Source organism: Klebsiella sp. 2680, assembly GCF_900198535.1.
GTDB classification, from domain to species: domain Bacteria; phylum Pseudomonadota; class Gammaproteobacteria; order Enterobacterales; family Enterobacteriaceae; genus Klebsiella; species Klebsiella indica.
This window is the reverse complement of sequence record NZ_FZNJ01000001.1, coordinates 1,389,707-1,407,480: the sequence shown is the minus strand read 5'-3', so window position 1 is coordinate 1,407,480 and position 17,774 is coordinate 1,389,707. Positions and strand designations below refer to the sequence as shown.

Annotated in this window: 14 protein-coding genes; 11 read left to right on the top strand and 3 right to left on the bottom strand. The window is 53.9% G+C overall.

Features of this window, described 5'->3' with window-relative positions:
* Nucleotides 1-2: 2 nt before the first annotated feature.
* The 5 genes from yjhG (at nt 3) to malZ (ending at nt 8,828) form a co-directional block, all read left to right on the top strand.
* Entirely contained in the window at nt 3-1,970 is a 1,968-nt protein-coding gene (gene yjhG, locus FN037_RS06675; RefSeq protein WP_142501783.1) for a xylonate dehydratase YjhG, read from the top strand.
* A 105-nt stretch (nt 1,971-2,075) separates the two neighbouring features.
* Nucleotides 2,076-3,425, top strand: a complete 1,350-nt coding sequence (locus FN037_RS06670; protein WP_142501782.1) for a GntP family permease — start codon at nt 2,076-2,078, stop codon at nt 3,423-3,425.
* Nucleotides 3,426-4,048: 623 nt separating this feature from the next.
* On the top strand, nt 4,049-5,368 hold the full coding sequence (gene brnQ / locus FN037_RS06665) for a branched-chain amino acid transporter carrier protein BrnQ (protein WP_138358195.1): 1,320 nt from the start codon (nt 4,049-4,051) through the stop codon (nt 5,366-5,368).
* A 121-nt stretch (nt 5,369-5,489) separates the two neighbouring features.
* Nucleotides 5,490-6,860: a proline-specific permease ProY gene (gene proY, locus FN037_RS06660; RefSeq protein ID WP_138358193.1), complete on the top strand. Its 1,371-nt coding sequence runs from the start codon at nt 5,490-5,492 to the stop codon at nt 6,858-6,860.
* Between the two features lie 150 nt (nt 6,861-7,010).
* Nucleotides 7,011-8,828, top strand: a complete 1,818-nt coding sequence (gene malZ / locus FN037_RS06655) for a maltodextrin glucosidase (protein WP_185929222.1) — start codon at nt 7,011-7,013, stop codon at nt 8,826-8,828.
* On the opposite strand, the gene FN037_RS06650 is transcribed toward malZ, so the two are convergent.
* Nucleotides 8,825-9,727, bottom strand: coding sequence for a LysR family transcriptional regulator (locus FN037_RS06650; RefSeq protein WP_142501780.1), 903 nt, complete (start codon nt 9,725-9,727; stop codon nt 8,825-8,827). The genes malZ and FN037_RS06650 overlap by 4 nt on opposite strands.
* Nucleotides 9,728-10,010: 283 nt before the next feature.
* Between FN037_RS06650 and FN037_RS06645 the strand changes: the two genes are divergently transcribed.
* The 3 genes from FN037_RS06645 (at nt 10,011) to FN037_RS06635 (ending at nt 13,245) form a co-directional block, all read left to right on the top strand.
* Nucleotides 10,011-10,652 carry a hydrolase gene (locus tag FN037_RS06645; RefSeq protein ID WP_142501779.1) on the top strand — a complete coding sequence of 214 codons (642 nt, stop codon included), beginning with the start codon at nt 10,011-10,013 and terminating at the stop codon, nt 10,650-10,652.
* A gap of 154 nt (nt 10,653-10,806) precedes the next feature.
* Nucleotides 10,807-11,352, top strand: coding sequence for an antibiotic biosynthesis monooxygenase (locus FN037_RS06640; protein WP_138358184.1), 546 nt, complete (start codon nt 10,807-10,809; stop codon nt 11,350-11,352).
* A 24-nt stretch (nt 11,353-11,376) separates the two neighbouring features.
* Nucleotides 11,377-13,245 (top strand): amidohydrolase, encoded by a 1,869-nt coding sequence (locus tag FN037_RS06635; RefSeq protein WP_142501778.1) that lies wholly within the window; start codon nt 11,377-11,379, stop codon nt 13,243-13,245.
* 242 nt (nt 13,246-13,487) lie between these two features.
* On the opposite strand, the gene FN037_RS06630 is transcribed toward FN037_RS06635, so the two are convergent.
* Nucleotides 13,488-14,090 (bottom strand): peroxiredoxin, encoded by a 603-nt coding sequence (locus tag FN037_RS06630; RefSeq protein WP_138358180.1) that lies wholly within the window; start codon nt 14,088-14,090, stop codon nt 13,488-13,490.
* A 221-nt stretch (nt 14,091-14,311) separates the two neighbouring features.
* Nucleotides 14,312-14,893 (bottom strand): ACP phosphodiesterase, encoded by a 582-nt coding sequence (gene acpH / locus FN037_RS06625; RefSeq protein WP_138358178.1) that lies wholly within the window; start codon nt 14,891-14,893, stop codon nt 14,312-14,314.
* A 252-nt stretch (nt 14,894-15,145) separates the two neighbouring features.
* Here acpH and queA point away from each other — a divergent pair, with 252 nt between their 5' ends.
* Genes queA through yajC form a run of 3 tightly spaced genes read left to right on the top strand, consistent with a single transcriptional unit; the run spans nt 15,146 to nt 17,751 of the window.
* Nucleotides 15,146-16,216, top strand: a complete 1,071-nt coding sequence (gene queA / locus FN037_RS06620) for a tRNA preQ1(34) S-adenosylmethionine ribosyltransferase-isomerase QueA (protein ID WP_142501777.1) — start codon at nt 15,146-15,148, stop codon at nt 16,214-16,216.
* A gap of 52 nt (nt 16,217-16,268) precedes the next feature.
* Complete coding sequence (gene tgt / locus FN037_RS06615) at nt 16,269-17,396, top strand: tRNA guanosine(34) transglycosylase Tgt (RefSeq protein WP_138358174.1); 1,128 nt, start codon at nt 16,269-16,271, stop codon at nt 17,394-17,396.
* 22 nt (nt 17,397-17,418) lie between these two features.
* Entirely contained in the window at nt 17,419-17,751 is a 333-nt protein-coding gene (gene yajC / locus FN037_RS06610) for a preprotein translocase subunit YajC (protein WP_004099423.1), read from the top strand.
* Nucleotides 17,752-17,774: the final 23 nt, after the last annotated feature.

Genomic DNA, 17,774 nt, shown 5'->3' with positions numbered 1-17,774 from the left:
TCATGTCTGTTGGTAATATTTTTGTTGACGAAAGTCCTGATATTTATACGGTCAGAACACATGCCGATGGTCCTGAAGGGGAACTGCCGTTAACGCCGGAGATGCTGATTAATCGCCCAAGTGGGGATTTGTTCGGTATGACAATGAATGCCGGCATGGGCTGGGCGCCGAATGAACTGGATCGGGACGGTATTTTACTGCTCAGCACGCTGGGCGGCTTACGCGGTAAAGACGGTAAGCCCGTTGCGCTGGCACTGCACCAGGGGCACTACGAGCTGGATATCCAGATGAAAGCGGCGGCTGAAGTTATTAAGGCAAACCGCGCACTGCCCTATGCCGTGTATGTTTCCGATCCTTGTGACGGACGTACTCAGGGCACGACGGGTATGTTTGATTCGCTACCGTATCGTAATGACGCCTCAATGGTGATGCGCCGCCTGATCCGCTCTCTGCCCGATGCGAAAGCCGTTATTGGGGTGGCGAGTTGTGACAAGGGGCTTCCGGCCACCATGATGGCGCTTGCCGCACAGCACGATATCGCGACCGTGCTGGTGCCCGGTGGCGCGACGCTGCCCGCAAAAGACGGAGAAGACAACGGCAAGGTGCAGACCATCGGCGCGCGATTCGCCAATGGCGAGCTGTCGTTACAGGACGCACGCCGTGCAGGTTGCAAGGCTTGTGCTTCCTCTGGCGGCGGCTGTCAATTTCTGGGTACTGCCGGGACATCGCAGGTGGTAGCGGAAGGACTGGGGCTGGCGATCCCGCACTCTGCGCTGGCGCCTTCCGGCGAGCCAGTGTGGCAGAAGATCGCCAGAGCTTCCGCACGAGCGGCGCTGAACCTGTGTAAAAAAGGCATCACTACCCGGGAAATTCTCACCGATAAAGCGATTGAGAATGCGATGACGGTCCATGCGGCGTTTGGCGGTTCAACCAACCTGCTGTTGCACATCCCGGCAATTGCTCATCAGGCCGGTTGTCATATCCCGACCGTTGATGACTGGATCCGCATTAATAAGCGGGTGCCGAGACTGGTGAGCGTGCTACCCAATGGTCCGGTTTATCATCCGACGGTTAATGCCTTCATGGCAGGCGGGGTGCCGGAAGTAATGTTACATCTGCGCAACCTTGGATTGCTGCATGAAGACGTGATGACCGTAACCGGCAGCACACTGAAGGAAAACCTGGATTGGTGGGAGCACTCCGAACGCCGACTGCGATTCAAACAGCTTCTGCGCGAACAAGAGCAGGTTGATGCCGATGAGGTGATCATGTCGCCGCAGCGTGCGCAGGAGCGCGGCTTAACTTCAACCATTACTTTCCCGGTGGGCAATATTGCACCGGAAGGATCGGTGATCAAATCTACCGCTATCGACTCTTCGGTCATTGATGAACAGGGTATCTACTACCACAAAGGTGAGGCGAAGGTTTATCTGTCCGAGAAAAACGCGATTTATGATATCAAGCACGACAAGATTAAAGCGGGCGATATTCTGGTCATTATCGGTGTTGGGCCCTCCGGTACCGGGATGGAGGAGACCTATCAGGTCACCAGCGCCTTAAAACATCTGTCTTACGGTAAGCATGTTTCGCTGATCACCGATGCGCGTTTCTCGGGCGTTTCCACCGGTGCGTGTATCGGTCATGTCGGGCCGGAAGCGCTGGCGGGAGGCCCCATCGGTAAATTACGCACCGGAGATATTATTGAAATTAAAATTGATTGTCGCGAACTTCAGGGCGAGGTCAATTTCCTTGGAACCCGTAACGATGAAATATTACCTTCACGGGAGGAGGCTACCGCAATATTAAACGCCAGGGCCAGCCATCAGCATTTACTTCCTGATCCTGAACTGCCAGATGATACCCGGCTTTGGGCAATGCTCCAGGCTGTCAGCGGTGGGACATGGACGGGATGTGTTTATGACGTGAATAAGATCGGCACAGCCTTGCGCGATTATATAAATAAGAACTGAAAGCGAAAATAAGAACATCCAGACATCTGAATAATCCGACTACGCATCATTGATAAATTGCGTAGCTGGATTATGACGGGTCACTACCCTATATGAGAGGACGTTATGCCACTAATTATCGTTGTGGCAGGGATTGCTTTACTCCTGCTGTTAACCATAAAAATTAAGCTTAATACGTTTGTTTCTTTAATTATTGTTTCAATTGTCGTCGCCATTGCCAGTGGGATGGAATTGAATAAAGTCGTCGCTTCGGTTGAATCGGGCCTTGGCGGGACATTGGGCCATATTGGTTTGATATTCGGCTTTGGGGTTATGCTCGGTCGCTTACTGGCCGACGCGGGTGGTGCGCAGCGAATAGCGCTGACTATGCTGAATTATTTCGGGAAAAATAAACTTGACTGGGCGGTGGTCTGCTCAGCGTTTATTGTCGGTATTGCACTTTTTTTCGAAGTCGGATTAATTCTTCTGGTTCCTATTTTATTCGCTATTGCCCGTGAGGCGAAAATATCGCCGATGTATATGTGTGTACCTATGCTTTCCGGTTTACTGGTCGCCCACGGATTTTTACCACCGCACCCTGGTCCGACAGTTATCGCCCGTGAATATGGTGCTGATGTGGGACTGGTATTGATATACGGCATCATTGTCGGTATTCCAACCTTTATTCTGTGCGGCCCGTTACTGAATAAATTCTGCCAGCGGATTATTCCTGATGCGTTTAAAAAAGAGGGCAATATTGCCTCCCTCGGCGCGACCCGGCGGTTCAGCGAAAGTGAAATGCCTGGCTTCGGCATCAGTTTTCTCACTGCGATGTTGCCGGTGATCCTGATGGCGGTAGTCACCATTATCCAGATGACTCATGCCAAAAATGCCGCGGATTCGGGCATGCTCTACAACGTGTTGCTGTTCTTAGGAAACTCGACAATTGCCATGCTGATTTCACTGCTGTTCGCGATTTATACCATGGGCCTGGGCCGCGGGAAAACGATCCCTGAGCTGATGGATTCGTGCGGGAAGGCGATTGCCGGTATTGCCGGGTTGCTACTGATTATCGGCGGCGGAGGCGCATTCAAGCAGGTGCTCATCGATTCTGGTGTCGGTCAGTACATTTCTACGCTGGTCTCTGGCATGGATATCAATCCGATCCTGATGGCCTGGGGTGTGGCTGCTTTTCTGCGCATTTGTCTGGGTTCCGCCACTGTTGCGGCGATCTCTACCGCCGGGCTGGTGATCCCGTTGCTGGCGGTGCATCCCAACACTAACCTGGCATTGATCACGCTGGCGACTGGCGCGGGCTCCTGTATCTGCTCCCACGTAAACGACGCCAGCTTCTGGATGATTAAAGACTTCTTCGGCCTGAGCACTAAAGAGACATTGTTATCCTGGACGCTGATGTCAACATTGTTATCTCTGTTCGGGTTGCTGTTTATTCTGCTCGCCAGCATGATGTTGTAACCGCTTCTCGCCAGTGAACCGCTCAGTCGGTTCACTGATTCTTCTGTTTCTCGCTCAGGGCTGCTATTTTTGCCCTGAGTCATCAGAACATGGTTCGCTTTCACTCAGACTCATCGCGTGTTGAGACGGATGACAAACCTGCATGAGATCCTGTGCCAGGATTTCTGTTGGAGGGATGGACGCCTGACCTTGTGAACGGCGCTCGGTGGTTTGCCCCGCCTGTCAGCATTACTTGCCAGAAACCCATCAGAGCCGGTCACTCAGGTTTGCAGTCAAATCTGTGCCGCATAATTAATGAGCGTTAGCTGCTTTTTTGTTCGCATGATTAGCCATATTGGTTCCATTAATCTGGTTAATAATTCTTGGTTTAATAATATGCTTAGCATAATAACCTGCTTTTACGATCCTGCCTTGCTTTAAAACGTTATAAGCGTTTAAATTGCCCCCCTAAAGTCGCAGACAGACTGTTTTTGCGTGGTAATTCAAAAAACAATTCTATTCCACGACAATTTTGGAGCATATCCCGCTGAGTTTGCTGACAATGGCCGCTGTATCATCCCCAGAGGAAAGGTGCGGTATTTTCCCGTTTTTACAACACCACATCCACAGGCAGTAATGAATTTATGACCCATCAGTTAAAATCTCGCGACATTATGGCGTTGGGCTTTATGACCTTTGCGCTGTTCGTTGGCGCAGGCAATATTATCTTTCCTCCAATGGTTGGTTTACAGGCTGGTGAACATGTCTGGAGCGCTGCCTTTGGCTTCCTTATCACCGCCGTGGGTCTCCCGGTGCTGACGGTGGTGGCGCTGGCGAAAGTCGGTGGCGGCGTAGAAAGCCTGAGTACGCCAATCGGTAAAGTCGCCGGTATTCTGCTGGCCGTGATCTGCTATCTGGCCGTTGGTCCGTTGTTCGCCACGCCGCGTACCGCCACCGTCTCATTTGAAGTGGGGATTGCCCCGCTGACCGGCGACGGCGCGCTGCCGCTGCTGATTTACAGCGTTATCTATTTCGCGCTGGTGATCCTTGTTTCGCTCTATCCGGGCAAATTGCTGGATACCGTGGGGAATTTCCTTGCGCCGCTGAAAATTATCGCCCTGATTATTCTTGCCGTTGCGGCGATCGTCTGGCCAGCCGGGCCGCTGAGCCACGCGATGGAAGCCTACCGTATCGCGCCGTTTTCTAATGGCTTCGTCAATGGTTATCTGACAATGGACACCCTGGGGGCAATGGTCTTCGGTATTGTGATTGTCAACGCCGCGCGTTCCCGCGGCGTCACAGAAGCCCGTCTGCTGACCCGTTACACCGTCTGGGCTGGCCTGATGGCTGGCGTTGGCCTGACCCTGTTGTATCTGGCGCTGTTCCGCCTTGGGTCGGATAGCGGCACGCTGGTCGAGCAATCCGCTAACGGCGCGGCGATTCTCCACGCTTATGTACAGCACACCTTTGGCGGCGCGGGGAGTTTCCTGCTGGCGGCGCTGATCTTTATCGCCTGTCTGGTGACAGCGGTAGGTCTGACCTGCGCCTGTGCGGAGTTCTTCGCCCAGTACCTGCCATTCTCCTACCGTACGCTGGTCTTTATCCTCGGTCTGTTCTCAATGGCGGTCTCCAACCTTGGATTGAGCCACCTGATTCAGATTTCCATTCCGGTGTTGACGGCGATTTACCCGCCATGTATCGCACTGGTTGTATTAAGCTTCACCCGTGGATGGTGGCATCATTCGGCTCGCGTAATTTCTCCGGCAATGTTTATCAGCCTGATGTTTGGTATCATTGACGGCATTAAAGCGTCGGCGTTCGCCGATATTCTGCCCGCCTGGACCGCACGTTTGCCGCTGGCAGAGCAAGGGCTGGCCTGGCTGATGCCCACCGCCGTGATGGTGATTCTGGCGGTTATCTGGGATCGCGCGGCAGGGCGTCAGGTGGTGTCCAGCGCCCACTAAACTGGCGCTTTACGCCGGTGTTTAACCACGGGATTTCAGGTTCCGTGGTTTTTTGTTTTTTGGTCATGCCCTCTTGAACTTTGCTGCCGCGGAGGCGGAGGGATAAACGACATGGAACACGATGGAAAGTAGTAACAAGCTTAAGCGCGGGCTAAGTACCCGGCATATTCGTTTTATGGCGCTGGGGTCGGCAATCGGTACCGGCCTTTTCTACGGTTCGGCTGATGCGATTAAAATGGCGGGACCGAGCGTTTTGTTAGCCTATATTATCGGCGGCGTCGCGGCATACATTATTATGCGCGCGCTGGGCGAGATGTCGGTGCATAACCCGGCGGCCAGCTCATTTTCACGCTATGCGCAGGATTATCTTGGCCCGCTGGCGGGCTATATCACCGGCTGGACCTACTGTTTTGAAATTCTGATTGTCGCCATCGCTGACGTCACGGCCTTCGGTATCTATATGGGCGTCTGGTTCCCGGCGGTGCCGCACTGGGTCTGGGTGCTCAGCGTGGTGCTGATCATCTGCGCCGTTAATCTGATGAGCGTCAAGGTTTTCGGCGAACTGGAGTTCTGGTTCTCCTTCTTCAAAGTCGCCACCATTATCATCATGATCCTGGCCGGTTTCGGTATTATTATCTGGGGTATCGGCAACGGCGGTCAGCCGACCGGCATTCATAATCTGTGGAGCAACGGCGGCTTCTTCAGCAATGGCTGGCTGGGGATGGTGATGTCATTGCAGATGGTGATGTTCGCCTACGGCGGAATTGAAATCATCGGCATCACCGCCGGTGAAGCGAAGGACCCGGAGAAATCCATTCCGCGGGCCATTAACTCAGTGCCGATGCGTATTCTGGTGTTCTACGTGGGCACGCTGTTTGTGATTATGTCTATCTATCCGTGGGATCAGGTTGGCACTAACGGTAGCCCGTTCGTTTTAACCTTCCAGCATCTCGGCATTACTTTTGCCGCCAGCATCCTTAACTTTGTGGTGCTGACCGCCTCGCTGTCGGCGATTAACTCCGACGTTTTTGGCGTCGGGCGCATGCTGCATGGCATGGCGGAGCAGGGCAGCGCGCCGAAAGTGTTCGCTAAAACATCCCGTCGCGGTATTCCGTGGGTAACGGTAATGGTGATGACGATTGCGCTGCTGTTTGCGGTTTATCTGAACTACATCATGCCGGAGAACGTCTTCCTGGTGATTGCTTCGCTGGCGACTTTCGCTACCGTCTGGGTGTGGATTATGATCCTGCTGTCGCAGATCGCCTTCCGCCGTCGTTTGCCGCCGGAAGAGGCGAAGGCGCTGAAGTTTAAGGTGCCAGGTGGTGTAACGACCACGGTTATCGGGCTGTTGTTCCTCGTTTTTATCATTGCGCTGATTGGCTACCATCCGGATACCCGCATCTCACTGTATGTTGGTCTGGCGTGGATTGCCCTGTTGCTGGTTGGCTGGCAGTTTAAAACCCGCCGCGGCGGTAAGCGGGTGAAGGCGTAATCATTTTGTCCTCTCTTGCCGGATACGTTCAGGTTATCCGGCAAAGCTCTCTCCACCCCTGTCATCCTCCCCCAATAATTCTGCTGATGATGAGCCAGACGCCTGTATGCTGTGGCAAGGTGTGCCCATTCTGCGAAGCGAGGAAGAGTGATGTTGAAGGCATGGCACCTCCCTGTCGCTCCATTTATTCAGGAGCAGCAGGAACGACTGTTGATTACGTTATGGTTACGCGGCAACGATCTTCCGCGGCGGGTGACGTTACGCGCGGAAGAGGACAACGAAGAGCTGTCGTTGCCCATGCATCGCCTGCGCAAGGCGCCGCATCCGGGCGTAGTGGCCTGGCGAGGGGAAATCAACCTCGCTCACGGGCAGCCGCGTCGGCGCTATAGCTTCAAGCTGCTGTGGGCTGACCGCCAGATGTGGTTCACGCCGCAAGGATTTAATCGCTTTCCTCCGGCCCGGCTGGAGCAGTTTGCGATAGATCTCCCGGACAGCGGGCCGCAGTGGGTGGCCGATCAGGTATTTTATCAAATCTTCCCTGACCGTTTTGCCCGCAGCCGATCCCGTGAAGCCGGGCAGGGTAACGTTTATTACCATCACGCCGCCGGTCACGATATTGTGCGTAAAGCGTGGGATGAACCGCTAACCAGCGAGGCGGGCGGCTCCACCTTTTACGGCGGCGATCTCGACGGGATTAGCGAAAAGCTGTCGTACCTGAAACAGCTTGGCGTCACGGCGCTGTATCTGAATCCGGTATTTGTCGCGCCCAGCGTGCATAAATACGATACTGAAGATTACCGTCATGTTGATCCGCAGTTTGGCGGCGATGAGGCGCTGCTGCGCCTGCGGCATAACACGCAAAAGGAGGGTATGCGTCTGATCCTGGATGGCGTATTCAACCACAGCGGCGATTCTCACCCCTGGTTCGACCGCTATCAGCGTGGCAGCGGCGGCGCCTGCCATAATGCCGACTCGCAGTGGCGCGACTGGTATCATTTCTCTCCTGAAGGTGTTGCCCACAACTGGCTGGGATATCCTAGCCTGCCGAAGCTGGATTATCAGTCGACGAGTCTGGTTAATGAGATCTATGCCGGAGAAGACAGCGTGGTACGTCACTGGTTAAAATCGCCGTGGAGTATGGACGGCTGGCGGCTGGACGTGGCGCATATGCTGGGGGAAGGCGGAGGGGCGCGCAATAACTTACGCCATGTCGCCGGAATTACCCGTGCGGCAAAAGAGACGCAGCCTGACGCTTATATTGTTGGCGAGCATTTTGGCGATGCGCGCCAGTGGCTACAGGCCGATGCTGAAGATTCTGCGATGAACTATCGCGGTTTTACTTTCCCATTGTGGGGATTTCTCGCGAATACCGATATCTCTTACGAACCGCAGAAAATCGATGCGCAAACCTGCATGTCGTGGATGGAGAATTATCGCGCCGGGCTGTCGCATCAGCAGCAGTTGCGGATGTTCAATCAGCTCGATAGCCACGATACCGCGCGTTTTAAATCGCTGTTAGGTCAGGATGTCGCACGTTTGCCGTTGGCGGTGGTGTGGCTGTTTAGCTGGCCTGGCGTACCCTGTATTTATTACGGCGATGAAGTGGGCGTCGATGGCAACAACGATCCCTTTTGCCGTAAGCCCTTCCCGTGGGATCCGGCGTTGCAGGATCGCCAACTGCTGGCGCTGTATACACGCATGAGCCGGCTGCGTAAGGCGAGTCAGGCGCTACGCTATGGCGGCTGCCAGGTGATTTATGCCGAGGATAACGTCGTGGTGTTTGCGCGCGTGTATAAGCAACAGCGCGTGCTGGTGGCGATAAATCGCGGCGAAGCCTGCGAGACGGTGGTCGAGGATTCTCCTTTGCTCAATGTTAAAGGCTGGCAACTGAAAGAGGGGCACGGTACGTGGGATAATGGCGTTCTGATACTGCCTGCTATTTCTGCCAGCGTGTGGTTTAGCCGTTAATGATAGTACTGGCTCAGGGGGTCGTTGTTGAGAATGGCCTCGCGCCACCAGCGCTGAGCCAGCCCGTCATTACCGTTGCGCCAGGCCATATAGGCAATATCTTTTTCGCGGTAAGAGATGACGGTTTTTTCCAGCAGCTTGCCGCTTTCCAGCAATGGTCGGGCGATATGATACGGTAAAAAGCCGCATCCCAGTCCGCAGCATAATATCTCGATTTTGCTGGCGAAATCATCAACGCGAATTTGCTGCTGTTCGTCGAGCAGATTGCTGTTGAACGGATGACAGTAGCGGGCGCTGTCGCTGATCACTACCGAGCGATGCAGGCTCAGCTGTTTGTTGGTCAGCGGCTGAGTGGTTTGCGCCAGCGGATGCCCCGGCGCGACGACGAAAATATTGTCCATTGTGCCGAGCATCTTCCACGACCATGCTGCGGAAGTCGGTGGTTCATTGATCGCCCCAAGAATAATATCCGCGCCGTTGTGCGTAAGTTCTTCCCACGCACCGGCCAGGGTATGATGGGAAAAGTTAAGCCGGGTTTGCGGGTGCTGCGAATAGAATTTGTCGATCAGCGGCAGCAGCGCGCTAAAAGGGAAGGAGTCATCCAGAGCGATAGCCAGATCCCGCTCCCAACCGGCGCTCAGTTGCACCGCCTGTTTTTCCAGATCTCTTGCCGCATTAAGCAGCAAGCGGCCTTTTTCCAGCATCATTCTGCCGGTATCGGTAAATTTGGCCCGGTGACCGGAGCGATCCAACAGGGCGATGTTCAGATCGTTTTCCAGCTTTTGAATCATATAGCTTAGCGCGGCGGGAGTCTTAAATAACGATTCGGCGGCAGTGGCAAATGAACCATGTTTATCCAGCGCATCAAGAATTAACAGAACATCGAGGTTTAAACGCATAAGTCAACTCCCTGTATCAGAATTGTGATTCTGTTTTACTGAAAGACGGTATTCAATTCGAGTTAATAGCTGAGTATAGCTCACGATAAAATTTCGATAAATACAATGCTATGAATAGTTAATTAAATATCCATGATTGTTTGTCTTAAAAATAAATCATAAAAAATACTTAATAACTTGTTAGAAATTACTGACTATACTCACCGCCTTTTATCAGCCAGGATTTGAACAATACCGCGGTGATGGCAGTATCTTTTTAACTCATTGATTAACAGGATATATTATGTCTATTCGTGAACTTATCGATCCCTCTAACTCTGCGCTTATTTTTATCGATCACCAGCCGCAAATGTCATTCGGTGTGGCGAACATTGACCGCCAGACGCTGAAAAATAATACGGTGGCGTTAGCCAGGGCCGGGAAAATATTTGCTGTTCCGGTGATTTATACTTCTGTAGAAACGAAAAGCTTCAGCGGTTATATCTGGCCAGAATTACTGGCTGTACATCCGGAAGTGATACCAATTGAACGTACGTCGATGAACTCCTGGGAAGATGCCGCTTTTGTTGCTGCGGTAAAAGCGACCGGGCGTAAGAAATTGATTATTTCCGCTTTGTGGACCGAAGTCTGCCTGACCTTTCCGGCTCTTATGGCGTTGGATGAAGGCTATGAAGTTTACGTCGTGACCGATACCTCTGGCGGTACCTCGGTTGATGCCCATGAGCGCGCAATTGACCGTATGGTGCAGGCCGGCGCGATACCGGTGACCTGGCAGCAGGTACTGCTTGAGTATCAGCGCGACTGGTCGCGTAAAGAGACTTATGACGCGGTGATGGACCTGGTCCGCGAACATGGCGGTGCCTATGGGATGGGCGTGGATTACGCTTATACCATGGTACACGGCGCGCCGGCGCGCAAGGGCTGAACACACGTCATCCTCAGGCGGCCTCTTGGTTAGCGTCCTTTGCCCGCCCCGGTCACTGAACTTACGCAAGCTTCCGGGGACGTACAATCTTGCCGCTCCGATGCCACCTGAATGATGTTGTGTATTGCCATTCCCCCTCAGTAAGGAACGCTTAATGGCGCAGCAGAAATCGGTGACTCTGGTTATCAGTCATGTGCTCGACCCGGAGCACGGCGAACGTTATGAAGCGTGGCTGGGCAAAATTATGCCGATAGCGGCGGAATTTCCCGGTCATCTTGGCGTAAACGTTATTCGTCCGGTCGCCGGACAGAATCTATGGAGCGTCATTATTCGCTTTGACACCATTGAGCATCTTTATGCCTGGACACAGTCGGAAACCCGTCGTCAGTTGGTGGCGGAAATCGCGCCGTTGCTGAGTGAAGGCGATCGGATCGAAGTGCGCACTGAACCGGCATTCTGGTTTACTCCGCCTGTCGCTAATCAGCGTCAGCCACTGCGCTGGAAGCAATTTTTCATCACTTTGCTGGTGATTTTTCCCAGCACCAATCTGGTGCCGTGGATGACCGGGATACTGTTGCCCTCGCTAAGGGGAAGCGTGCTGTTGCATCTGATCAATGATGCCTGTGTGGTCGCGCTGGTGGTCTGGCTCTGGATGCCCATCGTGACCCGTCTGTTTGCTGGCTGGCTAAAGAAAAGCTGAGCCAGACGCCTGAAGGAGCGTGTTATGTCGCAAACTGCCACACTGATCCTGACCCATGGTCAGATTCATACTCTCGATCGTCAAAATCCACTGGCCGATGCGGTCGCCATCGCTGAGGGTAAAATTATCGCCGCCGGTAGCAACGATCGGATCATGAGTTTTGCCGGGGAGGGAACGCAATTTATCGATCTCAAAGGTCATACGGTGATCCCTGGCCTGAATGATTCGCACCTGCATCTGATTCGCGGCGGGCTTAACTACAATCTGGAGCTGCGTTGGGAGGGGGTTCCCTCGCTGGCCGACGCGCTGCGGATGCTGAAAGATCAGGCCGATCGTACGCCATCGCCGCAGTGGGTTCGCGTGGTGGGCGGCTGGAGCGAATTTCAGTTTGCCGAACGGCGGATGCCGACCCTGGAGGAGCTTAACGAAGCGGCGCCGGATACCCCCGTTTTTGTCCTGCATCTTTACGATCGCGCATTGCTTAATCGCGCGGCGCTGAAGGCGGTGGGCTATACCAAAGCGACGCCCGATCCGGCGGGCGGCGAGATCGTCCGCGATGGTAATGGTAATCCAACCGGGATGCTGATCGCTAAACCTAACGCGATGCTCCTCTACTCGGCGCTGGCGAAAGGCCCGAAGCTGCCGCTGGAATTTCAGATCAACTCAACCCGCCAGTTTATGCGCGAGCTGAATCGCCTGGGACTGACCAGCGCCATTGATGCCGGAGGCGGTTTCCAGAACTACCCGGAAGATTACGAGATAATCGAGCAACTCCACGCTAAAGCGCAGATGACCGTGCGCATCGCCTATAACCTGTTTACTCAGCGTCCGCAGCAGGAGCTGGAAGACTTTGAGCGCTGGACCGATATGCTGAAGCCGGGGCAGGGAACCGACTTTTATCGCGCCAACGGCGCCGGAGAGATGCTGGTCTTCTCGGCAGCGGATTTCGAAGATTTTCTGCAGCCGCGTCCGGATCTGCCTGAGGGCATGGAAGATGAACTGGAGCGGGTGGTGCGCCATCTTGTCGAGCACAGCTGGCCGTTTCGCCTGCATGCCACCTACGATGAGTCTATCAGCCGGATGCTGGATGTGTTTGAAAAGGTGAACCGCGATATTCCGTTCAATGGTCTGCACTGGTTTTTCGATCATGCGGAGACGATCAGCGAACGCAATATCGAACGCGTCAGGGCGCTGGGCGGCGGTATTGCGGTGCAACACCGGATGGCTTTTCAGGGGGAATATTTTGTCGATCGCTACGGCAAAGAAGCGGTCAAACATACTCCTCCGGTGGCGAAAATGCTTGCGCTGGACGTTCCGGTGGGGCTGGGAACCGATGCCACCCGCGTGGCAAGCTACAATCCGTGGACCGCGCTCTACTGGCTGGTTTCCGGGCGTACCGTTGGCGGGATGGCGATGTACGACGACAGTAATCGCCTGCCGCGGGATGTGGCGCTGGAGTTGTGGACCGCGGGCAGCGCGTGGTTCTCCAGCGAGCAGGGTAAGAAAGGGCGTATCGCACCAGATCAGCTTGCTGATCTGGTCGTGCTGTCGAAGGACTATTTCCGCGTGCCGGAAGAGGAGATCAAGGGCATTGAGTCGGTGATGACGATTGTCGATGGTAACGTTGTTTATGCCGCTGGTCACTTTACACCGCTGGCGCCGCCGCCCATTCCGGTGCTGCCAGAATGGTCGCCTGTGGTGCAGGTGCCGGGTCATTACCGCTCAGCGCCGCCGGCAGCGGCGAAAATCGGCGCGATAGCCCAGATGCATCAGTGCTGTGGTAGCTGCGGGGTTCATGGGCATCGGCATGATATTGCGCGGAAATCGTTGATTCCGCTTGCGGATGCGCAGGCTTTCTGGGGCGTGCTGGGCTGCTCCTGCTTTGCGTTTTAGCGCGTAATAAACCCATCGCGGCGCGGTTCGATCCGGCTTCATCTGGCAGAGCGGGAGGCTCGCGATTACCTGTTCTGCCCTCTGGTCGCTGTTCTGGCGGCCAGTTCTGGATGCGTTCCTGTGTTCCCGCATGTTTTCCAGATGCGCCGCCCCCCTGTTTTGCAGAAAGGGGCCTGGTGGTAAAACCACGCGGTAAAAACAAAAAAGGCCCGCATTGCGAGCCTTTTCTCCATTCGAGCCGATTACAGGCTGGAAACGTTCTCGGTCAGGTACTTAGCGACGCCTTCCGGAGAGGCGTTCATACCTTCTTTGCCTTTTTCCCACTGTGCCGGGCAAACTTCGCCGTGCTCTTCGTGGAACTGCAGCGCGTCAACCATACGCAGCATTTCGTCGATGTTACGGCCCAGTGGCAGATCGTTAACCACCTGGTGGCGAACAACACCGTTCGCGTCGATCAGGAAAGATCCACGCAGCGCAACACCCGCTTCCGGATGCTCAATGCCGTAGGCTTTCTGAATTTCACGCTTAACATCAGCAACCATTGCGTATTTAACCGGACCGATGCCGCCTTTATCGACAGGAGTGTTACGCCATGCGTTGTGAACGAATTCGGAGTCAAAAGAAACGCCAACCACTTCTACGCCGCGCTTCTGGAATTCTTCGTAGCGTTTGTCAAAAGCGATCAGTTCAGACGGGCAAACGAAAGTGAAGTCCATCGGCCAGAAGAACAGAACGGTGGCTTTACCGCTGGTGTGCTGTTTGAAGTTGAAGTTTTCAACAATTTCACCGCTACCCAGTACCGCAGCTGCTGTGAAATCCGGAGCCTGACGAGTCACCAGAACCATATGATTCTCCTGTTAATATTAAGGTTAATTGGAACGCAACGCGGGCAAGTATATGAAGAGCGCCGGTGAAACTCAACGTAACGCTGACAATTGATGAGATAGTTTTTGTCTATCGATGAGTGTTAAATGTTACCCGTTCAGAATAGTCTTTTTGGCAAAAAGCGCAATCAGAAAAGCATGGCGAATGAACCGGTAAGACGATGCCGCGCAATAATGTTCATTTATAGCTGACGCATTTTGGCCTGCGCCATCATCTGCGGATAGAAACGCCAGAACTGCTGTTCAAGCCGAACGTAGTGAGTATCCAGATCCTGCCACGAGTCGCTGAGTGCCGCGAGGCGCGGACGGCGACTGGCCATACCGTTTAGTACCCGCTGAATGAAATCCATATCCCGGTAGCGTTCAAGCCAGCGCTCTGACCAGAGGTATTCATTGAGATTAACAAAACGCGGCGGGGAGTCGGGCAGGATCTGCGCTACCTGGGTATGGGCGTAGCCGACAAACGCCGACAGCGGAAAGTCAGGAGAAAGTTGCGTCCAGTGACGTGACAGAAAATGATCCCACATGACGTCGAGCGTAATCGGCGCGACACGTCGGGTTTCGCGGCGAAACCACTCGCGCGCTTCGCGGACTTCCGGCAGGTTATCCGTCATGACATCAATGCGACGGTGCATCAGAATGCCATCCACGACCTCTGGCGGAAAGTGCGATTCCGGGTTTCCCCGGACAAAATCGGCCAGCAGATTGCCGGAAAGCGAGCTGTCAGCGAGATGGGCTAAATGTAAATGTGCAAGAAAATTCATAATACTCGCCATGCTTCAAGTTGCAGGTGTGTTGGCTTCTGAGTGACGCGTTTCATCCATGAGATTCCATGGGATTCGGCCCGTCGGCCTCATCCTTACGAGGCTAGCGCGAGCGCGGTTCAAAACGGCAGGGCGTTTTGCCCTGCAACGCGAATCATTCAGAGTATTCTAACTCTGCGGCGGGGTAAAGGTTGCAGGGAGAACGCCCGGGCACTAGACTACCCGCCTCTTTATTAAGTCTGAGTTACCGTCATGCGCGTTGCTGATTTTTCCTTTGAATTACCCGAATCCCTGATTGCCCACTATCCCATGCCTGAGCGCAGTCGTTGCCGCTTGCTGTCATTAGATGGGCCGACGGGCGCGCTGACGCACGGTACTTTCACCGATTTACTCGACAAGCTCAATCCAGGCGATCTGCTGGTCTTTAACAATACCCGCGTGATCCCGGCCCGTCTGTTTGGCCGCAAAGCCAGCGGCGGTAAGATCGAGGTGCTGGTTGAACGCATGCTTGATGATAAACGTATTCTGGCACATATTCGCGCCTCTAAAGCGCCGAAACCCGGCGCGGAACTGCTGCTTGGCGATGATGAAAGTATTAAAGCCACCATGCTGGCGCGTCACGGCGCGCTGTTTGAAGTCGAATTCAACGACCCGCGTCCGGTACTGGATATTCTGAATGCTATCGGTCATATGCCGTTGCCGCCGTATATTGATCGCCCGGATGAAGACGCGGATCGCGAATTGTATCAGACCGTCTACAGCAGCAAACCCGGCGCCGTCGCCGCGCCGACCGCCGGTCTGCACTTTGACGAGCCGTTGCTGGCGGAACTGCGTGAAAAAGGCATTGAGACGGCGTTTGTCACGCTGCATGTGGGAGCCGGTACATTCCAGCCGGTGCGGGTTGACGCTATTGAAGACCACATTATGCACTCTGAATATGCGGAGGTGCCGCAGGAAGTGGTCGACGCGGTGCTGGCGGCAAAAGCCCGCGGCAACCGGGTTATTGCGGTAGGGACAACGTCAGTACGCTCACTTGAAAGCGCGGCGCAGGCGGCGAAAAATGATCTGATTGAGCCCTTCTTCGACGAGACGCAGATTTTTATCTATCCGGGCTATCAGTACAAAGTGATCGACGCGCTGGTGACTAACTTCCATCTGCCTGAATCGACGTTGATTATGCTGGTCTCGGCGTTTGCCGGTTATCAGCACACCATGAATGCCTATAAGGCTGCGGTAGAACAAAAATATCGTTTTTTTAGCTACGGGGACGCGATGTTTATCACGTACAATCCGCAGGCTTTGAATGAGCGTGTCGGGAAGTAAGTTCGCGGCACAGGTTTAAACGTCAGACTGTTTTTCTGACGCAGGAGTGATAATGAAATTTGAGTTAGATACCACCGATGGTCGCGCGCGTCGCGGCCGTCTTGTGTTTGAGCGAGGCGTCGTTGAAACGCCAGCATTTATGCCTGTTGGCACCTACGGTACCGTAAAAGGAATGACGCCGGAGGAAGTTGAAGCGACCGGGGCACAAATTATTCTCGGTAATACTTTCCATCTGTGGCTGCGTCCGGGTCAGGAGATCATGAAGCTACATGGCGATCTGCACGACTTTATGCAGTGGAAAGGACCGATCCTGACCGACTCAGGCGGTTTCCAGGTCTTCAGCCTGGGGGATATTCGTAAAATCACCGAGCAGGGCGTACACTTCCGCAATCCGATCAACGGCGATCCGATTTTTCTCGATCCGGAAAAATCGATGGAGATTCAGTACGATCTTGGATCGGACATCGTGATGATCTTCGACGAATGTACACCGTACCCGGCGGAATGGGACTATGCTAAGCGCTCGATGGAAATGTCGCTGCGCTGGGCGAAGCGCAGCCGCGACCGTTTTGACGGTCTGGGCAACAAAAACGCGCTGTTTGGCATTATTCAGGGCAGCGTTTACGAAGATTTACGCGATATCTCTGTTAAAGGTCTGGTAGAGATTGGCTTTGATGGCTACGCTGTCGGCGGTTTGGCTGTCGGCGAGCCGAAGGAAGATATGCACCGTATCCTGGAGCACGTCTGTCCGCAGATCCCGGCCGACAAACCGCGATACCTGATGGGCGTCGGTAAACCGGAAGATCTGGTTGAAGGGGTGCGCCGTGGGATCGATATGTTCGACTGCGTCATGCCGACGCGCAACGCGCGCAACGGCCACCTGTTCGTCACCGATGGCGTGGTGAAAATTCGTAACGCGAAGCATAAGAGCGATACTTCGCCGCTGGATGCAGAGTGCGATTGTTATACCTGTCGCAACTATTCACGCGCTTACTTGCATCATCTTGACCGTTGCAACGAAATATTGGGCGCGCGACTCAATACCATTCATAACCTGCGTTATTATCAGCGCTTAATGGCTGGTTTACGCAAGGCTATCGAAGAGGGTAAATTAGAGAGCTTCGTGACCGATTTTTACCAACGTCAGGGGCGAACTGTTCCACCTTTAAACGTTGACTAATTTTAATAATGAGGGAATTTCAATGAGCTTTTTTATTTCTGATGCGGTAGCGGCAACTGGCGGCGCGGCGCAGGGCAGCCCGATGTCTCTGATTCTGATGCTGGTGGTGTTTGGTCTGATTTTTTACTTCATGATCCTGCGTCCACAACAGAAACGCACCAAGGAACATAAAAACCTGATGAACTCCATCGCCAAGGGGGATGAAGTGTTGACCAACGGTGGTCTGGTTGGTCGCGTTACTAAAGTTGCTGAAAGCGGATACATCGCTATCGCGCTGAACGATACCACCGAAGTGGTTATCAAACGTGACTTCGTAGCTGCCGTTCTGCCGAAAGGCACAATGAAGGCGCTGTAATTATTCATTTTCCCTAAGGGAAC

Coding starts and splice junctions, on each gene's coding strand:
- yjhG (WP_142501783.1), top strand. CDS start 3: ATGTCTGTTGGTAATATTTTTGTTGACGAAAGTCCTGATATTTATACG.
- FN037_RS06670 (WP_142501782.1), top strand. CDS start 2,076: ATGCCACTAATTATCGTTGTGGCAGGGATTGCTTTACTCCTGCTGTTA.
- brnQ (WP_138358195.1), top strand. CDS start 4,049: ATGACCCATCAGTTAAAATCTCGCGACATTATGGCGTTGGGCTTTATG.
- proY (WP_138358193.1), top strand. CDS start 5,490: ATGGAAAGTAGTAACAAGCTTAAGCGCGGGCTAAGTACCCGGCATATT.
- malZ (WP_185929222.1), top strand. CDS start 7,011: ATGTTGAAGGCATGGCACCTCCCTGTCGCTCCATTTATTCAGGAGCAG.
- FN037_RS06650 (WP_142501780.1), bottom strand. CDS start 9,727: ATGCGTTTAAACCTCGATGTTCTGTTAATTCTTGATGCGCTGGATAAA.
- FN037_RS06645 (WP_142501779.1), top strand. CDS start 10,011: ATGTCTATTCGTGAACTTATCGATCCCTCTAACTCTGCGCTTATTTTT.
- FN037_RS06640 (WP_138358184.1), top strand. CDS start 10,807: ATGGCGCAGCAGAAATCGGTGACTCTGGTTATCAGTCATGTGCTCGAC.
- FN037_RS06635 (WP_142501778.1), top strand. CDS start 11,377: ATGTCGCAAACTGCCACACTGATCCTGACCCATGGTCAGATTCATACT.
- FN037_RS06630 (WP_138358180.1), bottom strand. CDS start 14,090: ATGGTTCTGGTGACTCGTCAGGCTCCGGATTTCACAGCAGCTGCGGTA.
- acpH (WP_138358178.1), bottom strand. CDS start 14,893: ATGAATTTTCTTGCACATTTACATTTAGCCCATCTCGCTGACAGCTCG.
- queA (WP_142501777.1), top strand. CDS start 15,146: ATGCGCGTTGCTGATTTTTCCTTTGAATTACCCGAATCCCTGATTGCC.
- tgt (WP_138358174.1), top strand. CDS start 16,269: ATGAAATTTGAGTTAGATACCACCGATGGTCGCGCGCGTCGCGGCCGT.
- yajC (WP_004099423.1), top strand. CDS start 17,419: ATGAGCTTTTTTATTTCTGATGCGGTAGCGGCAACTGGCGGCGCGGCG.